The following is an 18,083-nucleotide window of genomic DNA, read 5'->3' on the forward strand; positions in this document are numbered from 1 at the left end:
TGTTCTTGTTATGAGTTTCATTATCTATTTCCCAACGCTTGCGCCCTGTCAACACACAGTGGGCGCTCGCCAATCAAAATAAGCCAATGCGGAATGGTCTAGTATGAAGAGGTCCGACTACGCTCACCAGAAGCTTGACGAAATGCTGCGTGAGAACCGTTTCCAGCCGCAGAGCCGGCTTCCGCCGGAACGCGATCTAGCGCGGCAGCTTGACGTCAGTCGAATGGGGTTGCGGGTGGCGCTTGATCGGCTCGAGGCGGAAGGACGGATCTGGCGCCATGTCGGTCAGGGTACCTTTGCTGGTTCGCGTCCCGAGAAAGCACCGACACAACTGTCGTTCGTTACCGCAAACACGAGCCCGGCCGAGGCGCTAGAGGCACGCCTAGCGATCGAACCTCAGATCGCCCGAATGGCAGCGCTGCGTGCGAGCGAACTTCAAATTTCCGATATGTTCGGACTAGTTCAGAAAGGAAGAGCCTCGGGAGATCCTGCAGCGTGGGAGTCTTGGGATGGGCAATTCCACCGGGCACTGTGTCTGGTCACGGGCAATCGACTCCTGCTTTCAATTTTCGATAGCTTTAATGCGATAAGACGGCAAAGGACGTGGAGCCAGCTGCGTCAGGCTGTACTCACGCCGGAGCGACGGGAGCACTATGCGCAGCAGCACAAGACCATTCTGGATGCCATCAGCGGTCGCGACGCCCTGCAAGCGGAAACCGCTATGCGCACGCACATAGAAGACGTAGCCCGCAGTCTGCTCGATCCCCGCAAGTAAGCGAGTATTCGGCTTCACAATTGCAGTCAGACGTATTCCAAATTCGCGCCTGAACACGTGCAGCCTGCGAAAATGGATCATATTGCTAGCCTGTCCGAGCTATCTTCGTTGGATCAGTGTTCGCGCTGCTAGCCCTGCTGGCCCTCCATGACCCCTCTGCCGAAGCGGTGGCGCATGTTGGGGTGCTACCGCAGTAGGAGTTATCCCACAGCCTTCCCTCACGGCTTGCGCCTTGGCGCAGCCTATGCATGCGCCGGTCGAGCTGGCGTGGGAGGCGGTCGGGCGGAGGGTTGGGCCGCAGCTTCGGTAACCTCGGCTTGCTCGTCTTTCTTAGTCGCCTCCACGCGCTATCCGGCGCACGCGCCAGAAGTCGATGCCTTCATAGCTATCCAAAACCCGAATCCCACTTTATCCATAAGCAACCGCAATTCGGGCTGAGGCGCGACCTAGAAAGTTCGAAAAGCTTCCAGGAGCACCGGTCGAATCCGAATTGTAGGACCATTCAACGACCCCCTCCGGGCCGGGAGCTGATAGGGAGCGTCCGGGCTGTGCAACGAGAATGCGGACATACGACCACCTACTGCCCGAGGCCGAAATTGCCCCGAAGCGACCCTTGTCGGGGCTATGATGTTGGAAACGAAGACTGCCGCCTAGTTCCTGCGGCTCGGATCGCTATCGACGCCGTAACCGGCCGGCCCGCTATGTAGCCTTCGGGCAGAGCGAGTTCGGCGCATCGCTCGATATGCCGATTTGGTCTCTCAGGGTGAGCGCCAGGACCATCCTCCCTTCCCAACCTCTGCAATCTATGATCCGCTCCCGCCACAGGAGGATTGCATGGCATTATCTGTTATCGGGGCAGGGTTCGGCCGCACCGGCACGCACACTCTGAACCTGGCGCTTGAAATGCTCGGGTTCGGGCCGTGCCCTCACATGGAGGACGTCAACTCTAACCCCGAGCACCGCGACCTGATCCGCGCCGCGGGGCGCGGCGAGCCGGTGGCTTGGGACGTCGTCTATGCCGGCTACAAGTCGGCAGTCGACTGGCCGACGGCCTATTTCTGGCGCGAACTCGCAGAGTATTTCCCCGACGCCAAGCTGATCCTCACCGTTCGCAACCCCGAGGACTGGTACAGGAGCGCACGCGCCACGATCTTCAACACCATGGGCCAGACCTCCGACCCGCAAAGTTTTGGCCGGGCCGTCATAGAGACGAAAATTTTCAGCGGTCGTCTCGACGACGAAACCCATGCTATCGAAGTGCTCGAAGCCCACAACGCCGAAGTGATCTCGGCTTTCCCGCCGTCGCGCCTGCTGGTCTATCAGGTGGCCGAAGGCTGGCCGAACCTGTGCGCCTTTCTCGGCGTGCCGATCCCGGCCGAACCCTTCCCCCACAGCAACACCACTACCGAATTCCGAAGCCGCTTCGCCAAATAAGCCCCGCACCGAGTTCGACCCCGTAGCCCGGGTAACGCGCGTAGCAGCCTGTCCACGGCCGCTCCGATGCTTGTAACCAATAGAAGCGGGTGCACCAGCAAGGGGAAGGTGGCCGCTGTTGGGCGCAAAGGTGCCATTGCGGCTAGCCGCTCGGATGTCCGCTTCTGGACGGCGGCCATGATAAGTTCAATGGCCAACTTGAGGCGCATTGCCGAACGGCAGCCTTGGGCCAACTTGACGATCCGTAGACAGGCACACAAAACGGACGATGTTCAGTTTATGTGACGCGGCTTAGGCGATCGACATACCCCGCCCGAACCTGTTGCTCGCGACAGGCTCACCCAGCGCATCGAGCCGCGATCACGCCGAGGCCAGGGGGTCGTTGCGGGGACAGGATTTGACTCTGCTGATCTCGCTTGCGAAGTCCCGTCAGCAGACGAACTCGGTATTGGCGGTAGCTCTCTACCGACTCGAACCCAGTTGCACCACAGCGGATCCAGACAGCCCCACCTCCTTCAGAAGCGCGCGCATCTCAACGGGAGTCGCAAGACAGAAAGTTCGAAAACCTTCCAGGAACCCCAGGCAAATTGGACGCCGTATCGGACACAAAGGGCACGGATATCGCAGTGAACGTCCGCAATGGAACGGTCAATATCGTCGGCAAAAGAGCGTCCAAATAGGGCTGTCGGCGGCTTCATCGTGGGAACGAAAAAAGAAGAGAAGCGGAACTTTCGTGTGCGTTTTTTGCACACAGAGACTCGTAAATGGCCATCCATCATGGGTGCTATCGGCGTATCCGCTGCCGTGGAGCGCGATTGGATAACGCCTAGCTGGGCTGTCACGCGTGTGCCAATTCCAGTCTGCCATTTATGCGACTTTTTAGGCACAAATGGTGAACCCCGATGCCGTCCGTGTTGGCGCTGGCGCTTCATCGATTGGACTTGTGCTCTCGCGGTGATCATGCCGCGACCGCCTGGTCCGGCGTGAAGACGTGGGGCAGATAGTTCATCAGCGTCTGGCCATCGGCACTGCGGCTGAGCTCGAGCGAGAGATACTCGAACAGCGGCTTCTCGTGCACCGCGATAATGATCTGACGCTGTGGGTTCGACTTGGCCAGCGTTCTGAGCAATGCGGTAAACTGGGCAATATGGACCTCGTCCATGTTTAAACTGCGCTTCGACGAAGTCATCTACCACGACGAATTCCAGGCAAAGCACCAGAAGTGAATGTCAGTGTCCCTGGGACCGCCTAAGCTGCTTGCTCGCATTCCGGCTAGGCGCGGCGGGCAGGTCCTAGTCGTGCGCGTCATCCCGTCAGATGCTGCGCGAGCAGGAAGCCGGAACCGCCGCCCAGCCCGGATCCTGGATGGGTCGAGGCTCCGATCAAATAGAGACCTTCGACATCGGTCTTGTGGTTGACGCTGTGCTTGAACGGCCGCCACAGCAACGCTTGGTCGATGGTGGAGGAACCGCCGTAGGGATCGCCGCCAACAAGATTGATGTTCATGGCCTCGATATCGGCGGGCGAATAGGCTCGACGTGCCATTACGGATTCTTGGAATCCGTCAATATGCGCCGCAAGCACAGCCTCCACCCGATCGGCATAGGCCTCGCGCAAGCCCTCAGTCCACCGTCCGTCTTCCGGCGGACCCAGCAAGCCGGCTGCATCGCCCTTGACGAAGCGGGGCGCCTCCGGCATTTGCAGCCACAAGATGGCCTTGCCGGGCGGGCAGCGCGACGGGTCAAGCACATGCGGTTGCTGAACGCAGATCGTCGGCAGTTCCGGGAGCATACCGCGCAGGGCTTCGTTGCAAGCCTTGGAAACCCCGTCGATGCCGGAGGCGAGATGCACCACCGCGGCCTGGGCGAGTTCGGCGTTCTTCCAGGCCGGCATCCGGTCGAGTGCGTAGTGCATCTGGAAATTGCCCTTGCCGTGGCGATAGTTCGCGACCGCATCGGGCTCGTTCATGACTTGGGCGCCGCCAAGCAGCCTTTCATACAGCTGGGTCGGCGTCATCGAGCAGATGACGCCTTTCGCAGCGGAAAACTCCGCGCCCGAGGCAATGCGCACTCCCGTGGCGCGACCTCCCGTCCTGGTCACGCTCACCACGTCTGCCTGCGTCCTGATAGATCCGCTGCGCTCCGCGATAAGCTTCGAGAAGGCAGAGAGCAGCTTACCCGCCCCGCCCTTGACGATCGGCGAGCCGCCAGCCTCCAGCGAGAACCCGATCACTTTGCCTATCTGACCAGAAAAGGCATCCTCGGGACCAAGACCAGCATGAAGCGACCAAGGGGCCCACAGAGCCCTGGCGACATCGGAGCGGTAGCTCGACTCGAGCCAGGAACGGGCCGGCGTCAGTGCATTGCCAACCACGGCTTTGAGCCCGAGTGGCCCGCGCCGCCAGGCTTCCGCCAGCAGCAGCTTGAGTGTCGCGAAGCTCCACAGGCGCCCGCCCAGCAGGCCGAACAGCAAAGCCGCATCCTTCTCGATTCCTTCCATGTCCTGACGATAATTAGCGCCATCGCCCGTGGCGAGCGTGTCCAGCGCCTGGACATTGTCATCCCGGTTGCGCCGGATGACTAGATGTCGGCCGTCGGGTAGAACCACCGCATGCGGCACATCAGTGTTGCAGAATTCGACGCCAAGGCGCTCAAGGTCGGGTCCTAGCACAGAATATGCGGGCCCGGTCACAAACAGGATGAAGGTCGTTGCCATCACGTCGTGGACGAAGCCCGGCGCGGTAATCTCGTCGCTGCGCATGCAGCCGCCGATGCGGTCATTGCGTTCCAGTACCAGCACGCGCTGTCCTTTGCCGCCCAGCATGGCGGCGCAGACGAGCGCGTTGATACCGCTACCCACGACGATGTAATCAAAGTTGGTGTTCATGGTCGAACGCTCCCAATGATGTCGCTCAACCTGCCGCCACTGCGAAAAGCGCATATCAGGCGAGCGACACGTCGCTTTGTCCGCGAAGGTCCACGTGGACTAGTGTGTTGTCCAATCTTCCGATGCCGTCCGCCGATACTACAACGCGATCCCCCTCGCCCATGAAGACAGGCGGTTCACGCGCATTTCCGATGCCTGCCGGCGTACCCGTGAGCAGCACGTCGCCGGGATACAGCGTCATGCCGAATGAAAGTTCGGCGATCAGTTCGTCGATAGGGAAGGCCATTTGCCTGGTAGACGCATGTTGAACGCGTTGGCCGTTGAGATGGCACTCGATCCAGAGGTCCTCGAAGTGAATTTCGTCCAGCGTGACGAGGGTCGGCCCGAGCGGCATCGTGCCATCGATGCTTTTGCCCTTAAACCACTGTCCGCCATGCCGGCGCTGCAAATCACGCTGGCTGACGTCGTTGGCCAAGGTAACGCCGAAGATGTGGTCGAAAGCCTGCGCGCGCGGAATGCTGCGTCCGGATTTGCCTATGACAATCGCGATTTCGGCTTCGTAATCCCATTTGGTGGAGATCCCAGGATCATAGGCGATTGGGTCGCAGGGGCCGATGACTGTCGAAGGGCTCTTTGTGAAGAAGGTCGGCGCCTTGGGACGGTCGACGTCCTGGCCTTCGCGTTTGCCCTTGCTTTCCTCGAAATGGTCCCAGTAGTTCCAACCGCAGCACAACACGTCACGGCGGAAGCGCGTAATCGGCGCGGCGAAGGTAAAGTCATCGACGCGCGCGCGTGACGCGTCCGCCAGCACCGCCTTCGCGGCGGCCAGCCCTTGCGCGCCCATTTCAATGATGCCAACGACGTCCGGAGCGACATCCTCCAGAAGCACAGCCTTGCCGTGATCGATCAGTGCCGGCAGGACGCGATCCTTGTGCCGAATGGAAGCAAACCGCATTGAGGATCTACTCCGATTAGTAAAGTACAGCGATGGCGCTGATCTCGATCAGATATTCGGGCTTCACCATCTTGCTGACCTCAACCATTGTCGACGCAGGGGCCTCGTTCGGAAAATATTCGCGGCGTACCTTATGGATCGCGTCAAAATGCTCGATGTTGCGGACATAGACGTCTACCCGGCAGATGTCCTCCAGTGTGCCGCCGGCCTCCTCCACGGCCGCCTTGACGTTATCGAGAACCTGGCGCGTCTGGATTGAAACGTCGCCGATGCCTGCGATTGTGCCGTCTGCCTTGCGAGCAGTCATGCCGGAGATGAATAGCAGCTTGCCCTTGGCTTCCGCGATGCTGGCCTGCGAAAAATGGCCGTTCGGAACTGCCAGTTTGCTGGATGTGATTGATTTCTTGGGCATGTCGGCCTCGCTAGGTTGGAATGGAAAACGGAAATGGCACGTTGGCTCGCTGAGCCGCCTGCTCAAGGCTACGCAGCGTCGCCGGATCAACAGGACAGTCCTTTTCGGCGAGCCGCCGCGCATTGTTGGCGGGATCGCCCGGCGCCATTACTGGAGAAGCAGGATCAACCGGGCGCGAGGTCCGGATGCGCTCTACCACCTCGCCGACCAGTCCCTCGAAAGACGCAGGCGAGCGGAACGCACCGACCTGGATTGCAAGGAAGAAATGCGCGCAGTCATAGGGTTGGCCTGGATCACCATACAAAGGCTTGATCGCGGAGCCGACGCCACCGGACGAAAGGCCGCCAGCAAGCAGATCAATCATCACCGCCAGTCCAAAGCCTTTCGGGCCAGCCGCGGGCAGCAGCATTCCCTCGATGGCGGCGGCGGGATCGGTGGTGGGAACGCCGTTCTTGTCGGTTGCCCAGTCCCCGGGAATGGCGCGGCCGGCAGCGGCGGCGATTCTGATTTTGCCCATCGCGGCGGCACTCAGCGCCATATCGAGGACGACTGGCTCATCCGGAGCAGGCACCGCGATTGCCAGCGGGTTGTTACCTACGAGTGGCTCGGCCCCGCCGACACCCGGCATCAGCGGACGAGTGTTGGAAAGGACGATGCCGACGCAGCCTGCCCGAGCAAGTTCGCTCGCCCAATGCCCGGCTGTGCCGAAGTGGAAGCCACGCCTGACCGCGACCGCGCCGAGGCCATGCTCGCGGGCGCCGTCCAGCGCTAGGACGATAGCCGTTCGAGAAGTCAATTGCCCTAGCCCGTTTTCCGCGTCGACGACGGCAACGCCGCCCTGGCGTGAGACCACCTGGCCTTGTGACTTGGCATCAACCGAGCCCGCCTCTAGCCGCGATAGGTACATCGGCACGAGCATGACGCCATGGGACGGGACACCCTCCTGATCCGCCAACACAAGGCATTGCGATACGTAGCGGGCATCGTCGGGCCGCACGCCCTTCGTGGCAAAGAGCGACGCCGCGAACGCGACGAGATCGGCGACAGGCACACGGCGCTTCGTCATCGTGCGTCCTGCTCGTCCGTATACCAGTCCGGCATCTTCGGATAATGAGGGCCGTCGTAAATTTCCACGACGACCGTCTCTTCATGAGCGAGCGTCGGGCCGTGAACATTGCCCTTGGGGTTGAGATAGAAGGAGCCCGCCCTCAGCGTCACGCCGGTCGACGTGTATTCGTAATGCCCAGATAGGCAAAACATCATCTGGTTCGAAGCGTGCATATGCGGCGAAGGGATGCTGGCGCCTTTGGCGAATTTGATGAGGGCAACCGAGGCGCCGGTTGCCTCATCGCGCCAGAGCATCTTCTCAAAAACGCCGGGCAACGACTTCGCCCGCCATTCCATCTCGTTGGTATTCACGAGCAATTCTTCGAGTGGAGGCATGCCGTTTGGCGTGCCTGGAATGGTTGCGTCAGAACTCGCCATTTGCTGTTTCCGTTATTCGTTTGTTTTGCGGGATCGCCTAGACGGCGGCCTTCGGCTGGTCGAGGAGTTCGACCAAGACATTTCGATAGTGGAAGGTGCTCGTATTGCGCAGTTGGTGCGGTTCGCCCGGCTGCCTGTAGAGCGCCTGCCCCGGCTGCTCGTGTGTGTTCACGACGCGGCCGCTGACGAATTCCATCACGTTCTCGCCTGCCGTGATCGGGATGACGAGGTAGGTATGGTGATGTTCATGCCAGCGCTGGAGTTGGCCCGGCGCCAGTTCCAGGCTCCATACCCGGACCTGGCTGTTTTCAAAAATGATCTTATCTCCGATCGGACCAAGCTCGAGGCCATCCGGCGCTAACGTCATTACAAAATTCCCAGCGTTGTTACAGGTTGAATGCCACGGCATCGTCGTTGTCTTGAATTGGATATACGACAGGCCTAAGCGGCCATTCGATGCCGGCGTTCGGACAATTTGTTGCGCAATGCGCATTCATTCGCATTGCAGCCGGCGCAACCAACAAGACACGTGGCTGCATTGATACCCGGTCTGTTCGGTGGCTAAATCGGCCTAAACAAGTGGCAGAGGTCGCGCATGTATCCAAGCCGTTTCGACTACATCAAAGTGGCAAGCTTCTCGGAAGCATCCGCTGCGCTGGTAGACGGAGGGTCCGATGCCAAGTTGATGGCTGGCGGCCAGACTCTGATTCCGATGATGAAGCTCCGGCTTCTCGCGCCGAAACTCCTTATCGATCTCACCGGCATCCAAGGCGCGGACGAGGTGACGCTCGGCGACGACCTGATCGAGATCGGCGCGCTCACGCGGCATGGGGTTGCGGGCAAGTCAGAGGCGGCCAAGACCTTTGCCATCATTCAGGACTGCGCGCTGGGCATCGCCGACGCCCAGGTCCGCAACATGGGCACCATCGGCGGAAGCATCGCCGAGGCTGATCCCTGCGCTTGCTGGCCGGCCTTGCTGACGACCCTTGACGCCGTAGCTCTCTGCGAGGGCTCCGAGGGCACCCGTGTGCAGTCGATACGCACTCTCCTGGCGGACGCCTATACGCCCGCGCTCACCATGGGCGAGATCATCACGCGCATCGCTATTCCGCGTGAATCGCTCGACGGGTTCGGGACCTTCGTTGCCTTCAAGCGCTCGGCGCCGGCATATCCGACCGCCAGCTGCGCCCTGCAGGTCAATCTGGACGGCGACATTGTCCGTTCGCTGAGAATCGGATTCGGCTGCCTGGGCCTCACCGCCCTGCCGTTCGACGCGGCCAACGAGATCGCCGCCGGCAAGGTGTTCAATGAAGCACTTGCAAAGCTGATCGGCGACGCGGCATCACAATTCGTTGAGCCGCTTTCCGACAACAAGGGCTCGGAAGCCTACAAGCGCAATTTGGCACGCGGTCTTGTCATTCGCGCGTTCGATGTCATCGCACGCCGGCGAGCCGGCATCGAGGTCAGGGATACCCACCACTATTATGGATAGTCCGCACGCCATGAACACGCACAAGAAGACAATCCGGCTCACGGTCAATGGCAAGGCCATAGAAGCGCAAGTCGAACCCCGGATGCTGCTGGTCGAATTCCTTCGGCATTCACTCGAACTGACCGGCACCCACATTGGCTGTGACACCAGCTATTGCGGAGCATGCACAGTTCTCCTGGACGGGCGCGCGGCCAAATCCTGCACGTTGTTGGCTGTCCAGGCCGACGGTAAGACGGTTCGCACCGTGGAGGGACTTGCGGCCAAGGACGGCACACTCAGCGTCCTCCAGAAGTGCTTTTCTGAAAATCATGCGCTGCAATGCGGCTTTTGTACGCCCGGCTTCCTGATCTCGGCAACCTCGCTGCTTGCCGAGAATCCCAACCCTGATGAAATGGCGGTTCGCAAGGGTCTCGCCGGCAACACGTGCCGCTGCACGGGCTACACGCCAATAGTCGATGCAGTACTCGCTGCATCCCAGATGGGAAAGAACTAGTAATGAACGTTAATCTGAACGGGCAGTTCGAGGCCGCAGCCGAGCCCGAAGCAGTCTATGATTTCATAACCGACCCGGACAAGTTCGCGCCGATCCTCCCCTACTTCAAGGGGCTCACTAAGACGTCCGAAACCGAATTCACGGTAACCCTCGAAGTCGGCGTGCCACAGATCCGCGGAAAATCAGATGTCCAGACCAAGCGTATCGGCGCCGAGCGCCCGACATTCGTCAAATATCAATTGAGTGGCCGTCATGCGCTGGGCATAATGGACGCCAAGATGACGTTTGAGATCGAGCCGCTCGGGGTTGGCAGCCGTGTCAACTGGACGGTCGAAGCGATCGTTAGCGGCAAACTCGCATCGTTGGCGCAGGGCATCCTCATCCCCTTGGCGAATCGGCAAATCAAATCGCTCGCGCAGGCTGCCCAAAACGCGCTCGGCGGACCTCCGGGAGGCAAGGCTGCTGTCCAGCCTGGTTTGGTTGCGAGGGGCGCGGCGTCATTCAAGGACTTCTTCGGCGGCAAAACCACCGGATAACCGGCGACTACCAGCCGAATTGCAGAGTTAGGAGAAACCACTGAAATCGACGAGGAGCATTGGCGCAAAGTCCGATATCTCCCTTGAGAGCAAGACGTCGCGGGAGTTCAAGGATGAACGCATCGACTATCTGTATCGAGCCTACAGGCTCGGCACGATGCGCGCGGCCAGCGAATCGTTGGACATTGCCCCTTCCTCGATCAGTCGGCACATAGCCAGCCTCGAGGAAGAGCTCGGCATCGATCTTATCGAGCGAGGGCGTCACGTCGTGCGCCTGACGGCGGCCGGGGCGCGTGTTCTGGAATACTACCGCGATCGAGCTTCACAGCGAGAGACTTTACTCACGGAACTCGACGACCTGAAGGGCTTGCGCAGCGGCCATCTCGACGTGGCGATCGGGACTGGACTGTTGCGGACGATCTTCGCTGAGGCGCTGGCAAGTTTTTCGAAACGTTACTCCCAGATCTCGATTTCGGTTCGCAGCCTGTCTTCGCGGGAAATCATCCCGCTGGTGGCCGAGGATGAATGCTATTTTGGTGTCGTCATGGGGCCGACCGGCGATCCAAGGATACGCGTCATTAATTCTTTCTCACAGCCCACCTGCCTGATCTGCCGGCCCGAACACGCGCTGGCGGGACGCGCCAGCATTTCGTTGGATGAGCTCGCCGGCCACAGGATTATCCTTCCCGACATCGGGTTCCGCGTTCGTCAACAGCTAGCCGAAATTCAGGAACAGACGGGCCGCCGGATACCCGTTGTGATGACAAGCAATTCGATCCAGACGATCCTCGACTGCGTGGTTGCCAATCTCGGCGCGACTGTGCTCTCGGTAACGTCGGTGCCGGAGCATCTGACCAAAAGCGACCTTGTCGCCGTGCCCATCGATGACCCCCTGTTGCAGGCGAGCCGTGTGCAGATCATCAAACGCAACGGTCGCCGCCTGCCGGCGAGTGCGCTCGCCCTGATCGAAACGCTCGAACACCTGCTACGCAATGCCACCCCTTGACCTGCGATCTACCCTGGGTTCGCTTCGGAGCATGATGTCCTGGATTATCCCTATGATCGGGGCGACGAATGTGGCCGTAGAGCGGGCGATTCCAGCAGGCAGGTAGCTTCGAGAAGCCCCTCCTCAAATTGGTGGTTCAGCCGCGATGCAGCCCTGCCCTATGTCTAGCAAACCCTCTCGGAGCGCTCATCGAGCAGGTTCTATTCCCAAATTGGTGGCCTTCCAGGCAGGCCGAGCTTGATGCGCTGGAATTCGGCGTAACTCTCGGCAGCCGCTTGAGCTTTGAATGAATGCCGCGTTACTTTCCCATTTTCGACGACCTACAATCCATTGACCGTCGACATTTTTTAATCTGACGTCATTCGGTTCTCCGGCAACCATATTCATCGTCCGCTTTGGCTATTAAGGTTGAGCAACGACAGTAGAAATTCCAAGCTGCCGTTCTGCGAACAAATTGAATGCAGAAACCTCGATGCAGGCGACCATCGAGCGTCTGAGCGAGGGCGGTCCATGACTGCTGCGGCCCCCTATCATCCGGATCGAAGACCAATTGATTTCGAAGGGACTGAGCTGGTAGGCCGGTCAGAGTGGTCCTGATTTCACGGAAACGGGTCGGACAGGGCGGATACTTGGGTCAGTAGGCGCGGTTTTCGCAAGAATCAGGAGTTCGGCTCAAGGGCAAACCTCAAGCCGAACCATATTCAGCCCATCACTTTGCTGGCTCTTTCGGGCTCCAGAGGACCGTCTCCGCACTCTTCTCATAGGCCATGCCCGAGGGATAGCTGATCGCTTCCAGCTGCAGCCCCCACGGCGCCTGGAAGTAGATAATGGTCTGGCCGGCCGCGGGACCCTCTTTGACAGGCAGCGGCCCGAGGCGCGTTGCTACGCCTTTGGCCTGCTGATAGGCCTTCACGGCCGCGACGTCGTCTACGTAGAAAGCTATGTGGAAGCCCCCGATATCACTGTTCTTGGCATGCAGGTCCTTCTGGTCCGGTGCCGTGTATTTGAACAGCTCGATATTCGATCCATAGCCGCAGCGCAGTTGCGTGATCTGCTCGATAACCGCTTTCGGGTCAACGCCGGCCAGATCCTGCATGAAGGTGCCCTTGTCATCGGAAAACGGGCCGAACGACATCGCCTTCTTGCAGCCGACCACCTCTGTGAAGAAGTCGACTGCCTGCTTCATGTCGGGAACCGTGATGCCAGTGTGATCGTGCCCGCGCATGCCGGGCATTGAATCCGCCGAAGCCACTGCCATCGAGCCAAACAAGCCGATGGCAAACATCGTGCCGGCAATTGCTTTTTTCATATTACCCCTCCGTTAGCGGGCCCACTCGTTATGGCGCACTTCCGAAGCCCGCTGTTCGGCGTGCGGCTGGAATTCATGCCCGGGCCTCTGCCAGCGGGTGCAGCCAGTCCGGGTCGATTTCTGGCAGCGGAATGGCGGCCAGCAGGTCGCGCGTGTAGGCTTCTTTCGGACTTTCGAACAGGGCGTCGGTGGCGCTGGCCTCGACGATCACGCCTTCGCGCATGACGATGACTTGCCGGCACAGCCGCCGGATGACCGACAGATCGTGGCTGATGAAAGCGACGGTGAGGCCCATCTCGGCCGCGAGCTTTTCCAGCAGGGTGAGGATCTGCGCCTGCGTCGAGACGTCGAGGCCGGAGACGATCTCGTCGGCCAGCACAAACTTCGGCGACAGCGCCAGCGCACGCGCAATGCCGACGCGCTGGCGCTGCCCGCCCGACAGTTCGTGACGGTAGCGGCTGGCAAAGCTTTGCTGCAGGCCGACGCGATGCAGCGCTTCCGCGACGCGGGCTTTCAGATTGTCGCCGAGGCCGTTCTGCTTGAGTGGCGCGGCGATGATGCTGGCAATGGTGCGGCGTGGGTTGAGCGACGACATCGGGTCCTGGAAGATCATCTGCAGATTGCGGCGCAGGGGCCGCAACTCCGCCTCCGGCAGATGGGTGATGTCGCGGCCCTCGAAGCTGATGCTGCCGGCGCTCGGCTCCAGCAGCCGCACCAGAGCACGGCCGAGCGTCGACTTGCCCGAGCCGGACTCGCCGACGATGCCGGTCACCGAGCCTCTGGGCAGGTCGAAATCCAGGCCTTTCAGGATCTCGGTCAGCGGCGCGCGGCCGATCAGCGGCTTGCGCGTCATGTCGGGCAGCGCCACCTTCAGCCCGCGCACGGAAAACAGCGGCTCAGCCATGCGGGCGCCTCCAGGCCTGATCGGCGGCGGCGATTTCGGCGGCTAGCCCGGCCAGCACCGCCTCGTCCACCGGCTTCAGCGAGGCGAAGGGATCGGTGTAGCGCGGCGTCGCCGCCATCAGCGCCCGTGTGTAGGGGTGCTGCGGGGCGGCGAAGAGGGCAGCCGTCTCGGCTTCCTCCACCACTTTGCCGGCATAGAGCACCGACACCTTCTGGCTGATCTTGGCGACGACGCCGAGATCATGGGTGACGAACAGGATCGCCGTGCCATGCTCGCGCTGCAACGCAGCGATCAAGCGAAGAATCTGCTTCTGCACGGTGACGTCGAGTGCGGTTGTCGGCTCGTCGGCGACGATCAGCCTTGGCTCGGCGGCGAAGGCGGCAGCGATCAGCACCCGCTGGCGCATGCCGCCGGAAAGCTCATGCGGATAGCTTTTCAGCACACGGTCGGGATCGCGGATCTGCACCTCGTCGAGCAGTTGCCGGATACGGGTATCGGCCTTCTCGCCACTCCAGCCGAGGATGCGCACCAGCCGGTCGGTCATCTGCGAGCCGATGCGCCGCGACGGGTTGAGCGCGGTCAGCGGATCCTGCGGGATCAGCGCCGTGCGTGCGCCGATCAGCGTGCGCCGCGCCTTCGGCTGCAGCTTGCCAAGGTCTTCGCCTTCGAGCCGCATGTCGCCTTCGACGATGCGTACGCTCGACGGCAGCACACCGAGCACCGCCTTGCCGATCATCGTCTTGCCGGCACCGCTCTCGCCGACCAGCGCACGCACCTCGCCGGGCTGGACGGCAAGCGACACCGAGCGCAGCACGCGCTGGCCGTTGGGCAGCACGGCGCTCAGATCCCGGATGTCGAGGCAGGCGCTCATCGCAGCACCGGATCGAAGCGCGTCTTCAACGCCTCGCCGAACTGGCTGAACGACAGCACGGTCAGGATCAGCGTGATCAGCGGGAACACCAGTACCCACCAGGCTTGGTGGATCGACAGCCGGCCCTCGGCGATGATGCCGCCCCAGGTCGGGTCGTCGGTCGAGATCGACAGATTGACGAAGGACAGGATCGCCTCGACGATGACAGCGATGCCCATTTCCAGCGACAGAAGTGCGACGATCGACGGCACCACATTGGGCAGCACTTCGCGCAGCATGATGCCGATGCGGCCATAGCCGGCGATGCGGGCATTTTCGACATAATCCATCCGCGACTGGCCCATCGCCTCGGCGCGGATCACCCGGCAAAAGCGCGTCCAGTCGATGATGGCGATGGCGAGGATAACGGAGCTCAAGCCAGTGCCGAGCACCGCCACCAGCAGGATGGCGAACAGCACCGGCGGAAAGGCCATCCAGACATCGACGATGCGCGAGATGATGCGGTCCGCCCAGCCGCCGAAATAGCCTGCGATCAGCCCCAGCGTCGAGCCGACCAGGCAGGCGGCGATGGCCGCGGCGAAGGCGACGATGAAAGCGATGCGGCCGCCGAAGATCAGTCGCGACAACAAATCCCGGCCGAGGCTGTCGGTGCCCAGCCAATAGCCGGGTTCGGCGCCATCGAGCCAGAACGGCGGCAGCCGTTCCAGCATCAGGTCCTGCGCCAGCGGATCCTGCGGTGCGACCAGCGGCGCGAAGATCGCGGCCAGCAGCGCCAGCAGCAGCCAGCCGCCGGCCAGCCACAGACGTGGCGACACACCTCGCCTTCGAGCACGGCCCTCATCCATGGCGCAGCCTCGGATTGAGCAGCGCATACATCATGTCGACGCTGAGGTTGATCAGCACGAACAGCAGCGCGAAGACCAGCACGATGCCCTGGATCAGCGGCAGGTCGCGGTTGATGACGGCGTCGATCGCCATGTTGCCGAGGCCCTCATAGGAAAACAGCCGCTCGACGATGACCGTGCCGCCAATGAGGAAGGTGAATTGCACGCCGACCAGGGTCAGCGTTGGCAAAGCTGCGTTCTTCAACGCCTCGCGCAGGATCACCTGCGTTTCCGAAAAGCCTTTGACCCGCGCCAGCGTCACGTAGTCGAGCGTGATCACCTCCTTAAGCGACATCTTCAGCAACTGCGAAATGATTGCCGCCAGTGGCAGCGCCAGCGCCAGCGCTGGCAGGACCATGTGGCCCATCAGATCTCGCGTTACGTCGAAGCGCAGCCGCACGATGCTCTCGATCAGATAGAATTGCGTCGAAAACTGTAGATTGAGGTTGGGCGAGACTCGGCCCGATATGTGGAAGATGGGGGCCAGAACGCCGAACAGCAGGATCAGCACCAGCCCCCACAAGAAATCAGGAATGGACAGCACGGCGCCGTTGGCGACGTCGATCGCCCCCTCCGCGGCGGTGCCCTGCTCGCGCGTGCCAAGAACAGCAAGAGGCACGCCGATCAGCAGCGCGATCAGTAGCGCAAACGTCGACAGTTCAAGCGTCGCCGGGAGCCTGGAGAGCACCAGCGTCATGACATCCTGGCGCAAGGAGATCGATGTGCCGAAGTCGCCATGCCATACGCTGGAGACCCAGATGAAGTACTGCTCCACCAACGACTTGTCTAAACCGTAGAAGGCGCGCAGGCGATCAATGTCGGCTTGGGTGGCTCCGGGCGGGAGCATCATGGCGATCGGGTCGCCGGGCGCGACGCGGATAATGACGAAGACCACGACTGAAACACCCAGAAGCGTGATGGCGATCGTTAGCAACCGTAGAACCATTCGGTTCAGGATCATGTTGTGAAGTCCGGACAAGTGACAAGGATATGGCTGTTTCAGAAGTGCCAAGCATAGCCGAGCGGATTGCCCCCCCGAATGGGGGGCATTCCAGCCGGCACGAAAACTCATGACGTCGGCGGCTTAGGCCGCCGGCGTCATGAGCGCTGGGAGGAGCGCGCCGGAAACATGCGGTACGACATTCACCTTTTTCGAATGAATGATCGGCTGGGCGTATTGGATCAACGGCAGCACGTAAGCCTGTTCGGCGATGTACTTGTCGACCGCCTTCCAGCCGGCGATGCGCTTTGCCTCGTCCATCTCGCCCCACAGCGGCCCGATCTTCGCATCGAGATCATCGGTCTTCCATGACGAGCCCGGGCTCGGGCCGAACATGGCGAAACCGGTCGAGCTAGACGGATCGCCCATCGAATTGCCCCAGTTGTAGAAAGCGGCAGTCGCCAGCTTATGCGCGGCCCGCAGTTCGAAATGCTTGGCGACCTCGTAGACTTCGATCGTCGCCTCGATGCCGACCTTGCGCCACATCCCGACGATCGCCTGGATCATCTCATAGTCTTTCGGCTTGAAGCCCTTCGTTGTCTGAATGACGAATTTCGCCGGCTTTTCTGTGGAATAGCCTGAAGCCGCGAGCAGTTCCTTTGCCTTTTGCGGGTTGTGTTCCACCTTGATGGACGGATCGAACCCCAGGTATTCCGGTGTCTGCAACGTATCGAGCGGCCGTCCGTAGCCGCGCAGCAGGCGGTCGACCAGCAGCTTCTTGTCAACGGCCATCACCGCCGCCTGGCGGACGTTCCTGTCCAGCATGGCGTCCTTGTTGTTGAAGAAAACCATCCCGATGTCGGAGACATTCTTGCACGAGCCCGCAAGATTGCCTGCGGCCATCAGTCGGTCATACTCCTCATAGGGAATTTCGAGTGTCACTTGCGAAGACCCGGATTCGATCTCAGCCACCCGACTTGCCGTGTCGGTCACGAATCGAATTGTGACATCTTCGAAAGCTGGCTTGCCACCCCAGTAGTGAGGGTTCGCCTTCAGCCGCACGAAAGCGTTGCGCTCGAACTTGTCGACCATATAGGGGCCGGTTCCGATCGGCTTTGCCTCGAAGCCTTCCGGTCCGACCTTCTGATAGTAAGCCTTCGGAAGAACATAACCGGTCAGGAACGACATCCACTTGAAGTACGTTGGGTCAAACGTCACCACGTCGCCGGTGACCTTGTTGCCGTCGGTCTTGAAGTTTGTGACCGTCTTCCAGATCGACTGGATCGGGTTGCCTGTCTCGTCCTTACCGGCGCGGTCGAGCGACCAGGCAAGGTCCTCGGCGGTAAAGGGCGACCCGTCGTGCCAGGTCACCCCGTCACGGATGGTCATCATGACCTTCTTGCGGTCATCGCTCCAGCCCCACTGCGTGATCAGCCCCTTGTCAAGCGACAGGTCGGGCTTCTGCAGGATGATCTGGTCGAACACAGATTGATAGAGACCCTGAATGGTCGGGTTGACGGACGACGGACCGGCTGTCGGATCCCAGGATGGAAGGTTCACGTTATAGGCGATCGTGAGGTCGCTTGACTGGGCTCGAACAAGGTTCGGCATACCTAGCGTCGCTGCACTGAGCGCACCTGCGCCGTAGCCGAGTACTTTTCGTCTGTTGATTAGCATCTTGGTTCCCCTGTCGTTATTGCG

At 60.9% G+C, this 18,083-nt stretch carries 19 protein-coding genes; 6 read left to right on the forward strand and 13 right to left on the reverse strand.

Annotated features, from left to right (window positions below):
- The first annotated feature begins 103 nt into the window (after positions 1 to 103).
- A complete protein-coding gene (locus AC1DYW_RS30585; RefSeq protein ID WP_126070473.1) occupies positions 104 to 775 on the forward strand; it encodes a FadR/GntR family transcriptional regulator in 672 nt (223 codons plus the stop codon).
- An 834-nt stretch (positions 776 to 1,609) separates the two neighbouring features.
- The gene (locus AC1DYW_RS30590; RefSeq protein ID WP_477228653.1) at positions 1,610 to 2,209 is read left to right on the forward strand and encodes a sulfotransferase family protein; all 600 of its coding nucleotides are present in this window, start codon (positions 1,610 to 1,612) and stop codon (positions 2,207 to 2,209) included.
- A gap of 958 nt (positions 2,210 to 3,167) precedes the next feature.
- On the opposite strand, the gene AC1DYW_RS30595 is transcribed toward AC1DYW_RS30590, so the two are convergent.
- From AC1DYW_RS30595 to AC1DYW_RS30625, 7 genes are all read right to left on the reverse strand, one after another.
- Positions 3,168 to 3,371 carry a hypothetical protein gene (locus AC1DYW_RS30595; protein ID WP_477228654.1) on the reverse strand — a complete coding sequence of 68 codons (204 nt, stop codon included), beginning with the start codon at positions 3,369 to 3,371 and terminating at the stop codon, positions 3,168 to 3,170.
- A gap of 143 nt (positions 3,372 to 3,514) precedes the next feature.
- On the reverse strand, positions 3,515 to 5,095 hold the full coding sequence (locus AC1DYW_RS30600; RefSeq protein WP_477228655.1) for a phytoene desaturase family protein: 1,581 nt from the start codon (positions 5,093 to 5,095) through the stop codon (positions 3,515 to 3,517).
- Positions 5,096 to 5,150: 55 nt separating this feature from the next.
- Positions 5,151 to 6,050, reverse strand: coding sequence for a fumarylacetoacetate hydrolase family protein (locus AC1DYW_RS30605; protein ID WP_477228656.1), 900 nt, complete (start codon positions 6,048 to 6,050; stop codon positions 5,151 to 5,153).
- Positions 6,051 to 6,066: 16 nt separating this feature from the next.
- Positions 6,067 to 6,462 (reverse strand): RidA family protein, encoded by a 396-nt coding sequence (locus AC1DYW_RS30610; protein ID WP_127262684.1) that lies wholly within the window; start codon positions 6,460 to 6,462, stop codon positions 6,067 to 6,069.
- A 10-nt stretch (positions 6,463 to 6,472) separates the two neighbouring features.
- Positions 6,473 to 7,513, reverse strand: a complete 1,041-nt coding sequence (locus AC1DYW_RS30615; RefSeq protein WP_477228657.1) for an Ldh family oxidoreductase — start codon at positions 7,511 to 7,513, stop codon at positions 6,473 to 6,475.
- An 11-nt stretch (positions 7,514 to 7,524) separates the two neighbouring features.
- Positions 7,525 to 7,947: a cupin domain-containing protein gene (locus AC1DYW_RS30620; protein ID WP_477228658.1), complete on the reverse strand. Its 423-nt coding sequence runs from the start codon at positions 7,945 to 7,947 to the stop codon at positions 7,525 to 7,527.
- 37 nt (positions 7,948 to 7,984) lie between these two features.
- Entirely contained in the window at positions 7,985 to 8,314 is a 330-nt protein-coding gene (locus tag AC1DYW_RS30625; RefSeq protein WP_019863854.1) for a cupin domain-containing protein, read from the reverse strand.
- A gap of 228 nt (positions 8,315 to 8,542) precedes the next feature.
- Here AC1DYW_RS30625 and AC1DYW_RS30630 point away from each other — a divergent pair, with 228 nt between their 5' ends.
- The 4 genes from AC1DYW_RS30630 to AC1DYW_RS30645 all read left to right on the forward strand — a co-directional run bounded on the left by AC1DYW_RS30630 (position 8,543) and on the right by AC1DYW_RS30645 (position 11,474).
- Positions 8,543 to 9,439 (forward strand): FAD binding domain-containing protein, encoded by an 897-nt coding sequence (locus AC1DYW_RS30630; RefSeq protein ID WP_477228659.1) that lies wholly within the window; start codon positions 8,543 to 8,545, stop codon positions 9,437 to 9,439.
- A 10-nt stretch (positions 9,440 to 9,449) separates the two neighbouring features.
- The gene (locus tag AC1DYW_RS30635; protein ID WP_477228660.1) at positions 9,450 to 9,932 is read left to right on the forward strand and encodes a (2Fe-2S)-binding protein; all 483 of its coding nucleotides are present in this window, start codon (positions 9,450 to 9,452) and stop codon (positions 9,930 to 9,932) included.
- A 2-nt stretch (positions 9,933 to 9,934) separates the two neighbouring features.
- Positions 9,935 to 10,468 carry a CoxG family protein gene (locus tag AC1DYW_RS30640; protein ID WP_477228661.1) on the forward strand — a complete coding sequence of 178 codons (534 nt, stop codon included), beginning with the start codon at positions 9,935 to 9,937 and terminating at the stop codon, positions 10,466 to 10,468.
- Between the two features lie 130 nt (positions 10,469 to 10,598).
- Positions 10,599 to 11,474 carry a LysR family transcriptional regulator gene (locus AC1DYW_RS30645; RefSeq protein ID WP_477228708.1) on the forward strand — a complete coding sequence of 292 codons (876 nt, stop codon included), beginning with the start codon at positions 10,599 to 10,601 and terminating at the stop codon, positions 11,472 to 11,474.
- Positions 11,475 to 12,183: 709 nt separating this feature from the next.
- Here the strand turns inward: AC1DYW_RS30645 and AC1DYW_RS30650 are convergent.
- The 6 genes from AC1DYW_RS30650 to AC1DYW_RS30675 all read right to left on the reverse strand — a co-directional run bounded on the left by AC1DYW_RS30650 (position 12,184) and on the right by AC1DYW_RS30675 (position 18,059).
- Complete coding sequence (locus AC1DYW_RS30650; RefSeq protein WP_477228662.1) at positions 12,184 to 12,759, reverse strand: VOC family protein; 576 nt, start codon at positions 12,757 to 12,759, stop codon at positions 12,184 to 12,186.
- Positions 12,760 to 12,856: 97 nt separating this feature from the next.
- The gene (locus AC1DYW_RS30655) at positions 12,857 to 13,687 is read right to left on the reverse strand and encodes an ATP-binding cassette domain-containing protein (RefSeq protein WP_477228663.1); all 831 of its coding nucleotides are present in this window, start codon (positions 13,685 to 13,687) and stop codon (positions 12,857 to 12,859) included.
- A complete protein-coding gene (locus tag AC1DYW_RS30660) occupies positions 13,680 to 14,558 on the reverse strand; it encodes an ABC transporter ATP-binding protein (RefSeq protein ID WP_477228664.1) in 879 nt (292 codons plus the stop codon). Before AC1DYW_RS30660 ends, AC1DYW_RS30655 begins: the two co-directional genes overlap by 8 nt.
- Positions 14,555 to 15,403 carry an ABC transporter permease gene (locus AC1DYW_RS30665; RefSeq protein ID WP_477228665.1) on the reverse strand — a complete coding sequence of 283 codons (849 nt, stop codon included), beginning with the start codon at positions 15,401 to 15,403 and terminating at the stop codon, positions 14,555 to 14,557. Before AC1DYW_RS30665 ends, AC1DYW_RS30660 begins: the two co-directional genes overlap by 4 nt.
- Complete coding sequence (locus tag AC1DYW_RS30670) at positions 15,396 to 16,403, reverse strand: ABC transporter permease (protein ID WP_477228666.1); 1,008 nt, start codon at positions 16,401 to 16,403, stop codon at positions 15,396 to 15,398. The genes AC1DYW_RS30665 and AC1DYW_RS30670 overlap by 8 nt, the downstream gene beginning before the upstream one ends.
- Before the next feature lie 123 nt (positions 16,404 to 16,526).
- Complete coding sequence (locus tag AC1DYW_RS30675) at positions 16,527 to 18,059, reverse strand: ABC transporter substrate-binding protein (protein WP_477228667.1); 1,533 nt, start codon at positions 18,057 to 18,059, stop codon at positions 16,527 to 16,529.
- Positions 18,060 to 18,083 lie beyond the last annotated feature (24 nt).

The sequence above is a fragment of the Mesorhizobium sp. P2_D5 genome (assembly GCF_056404355.1).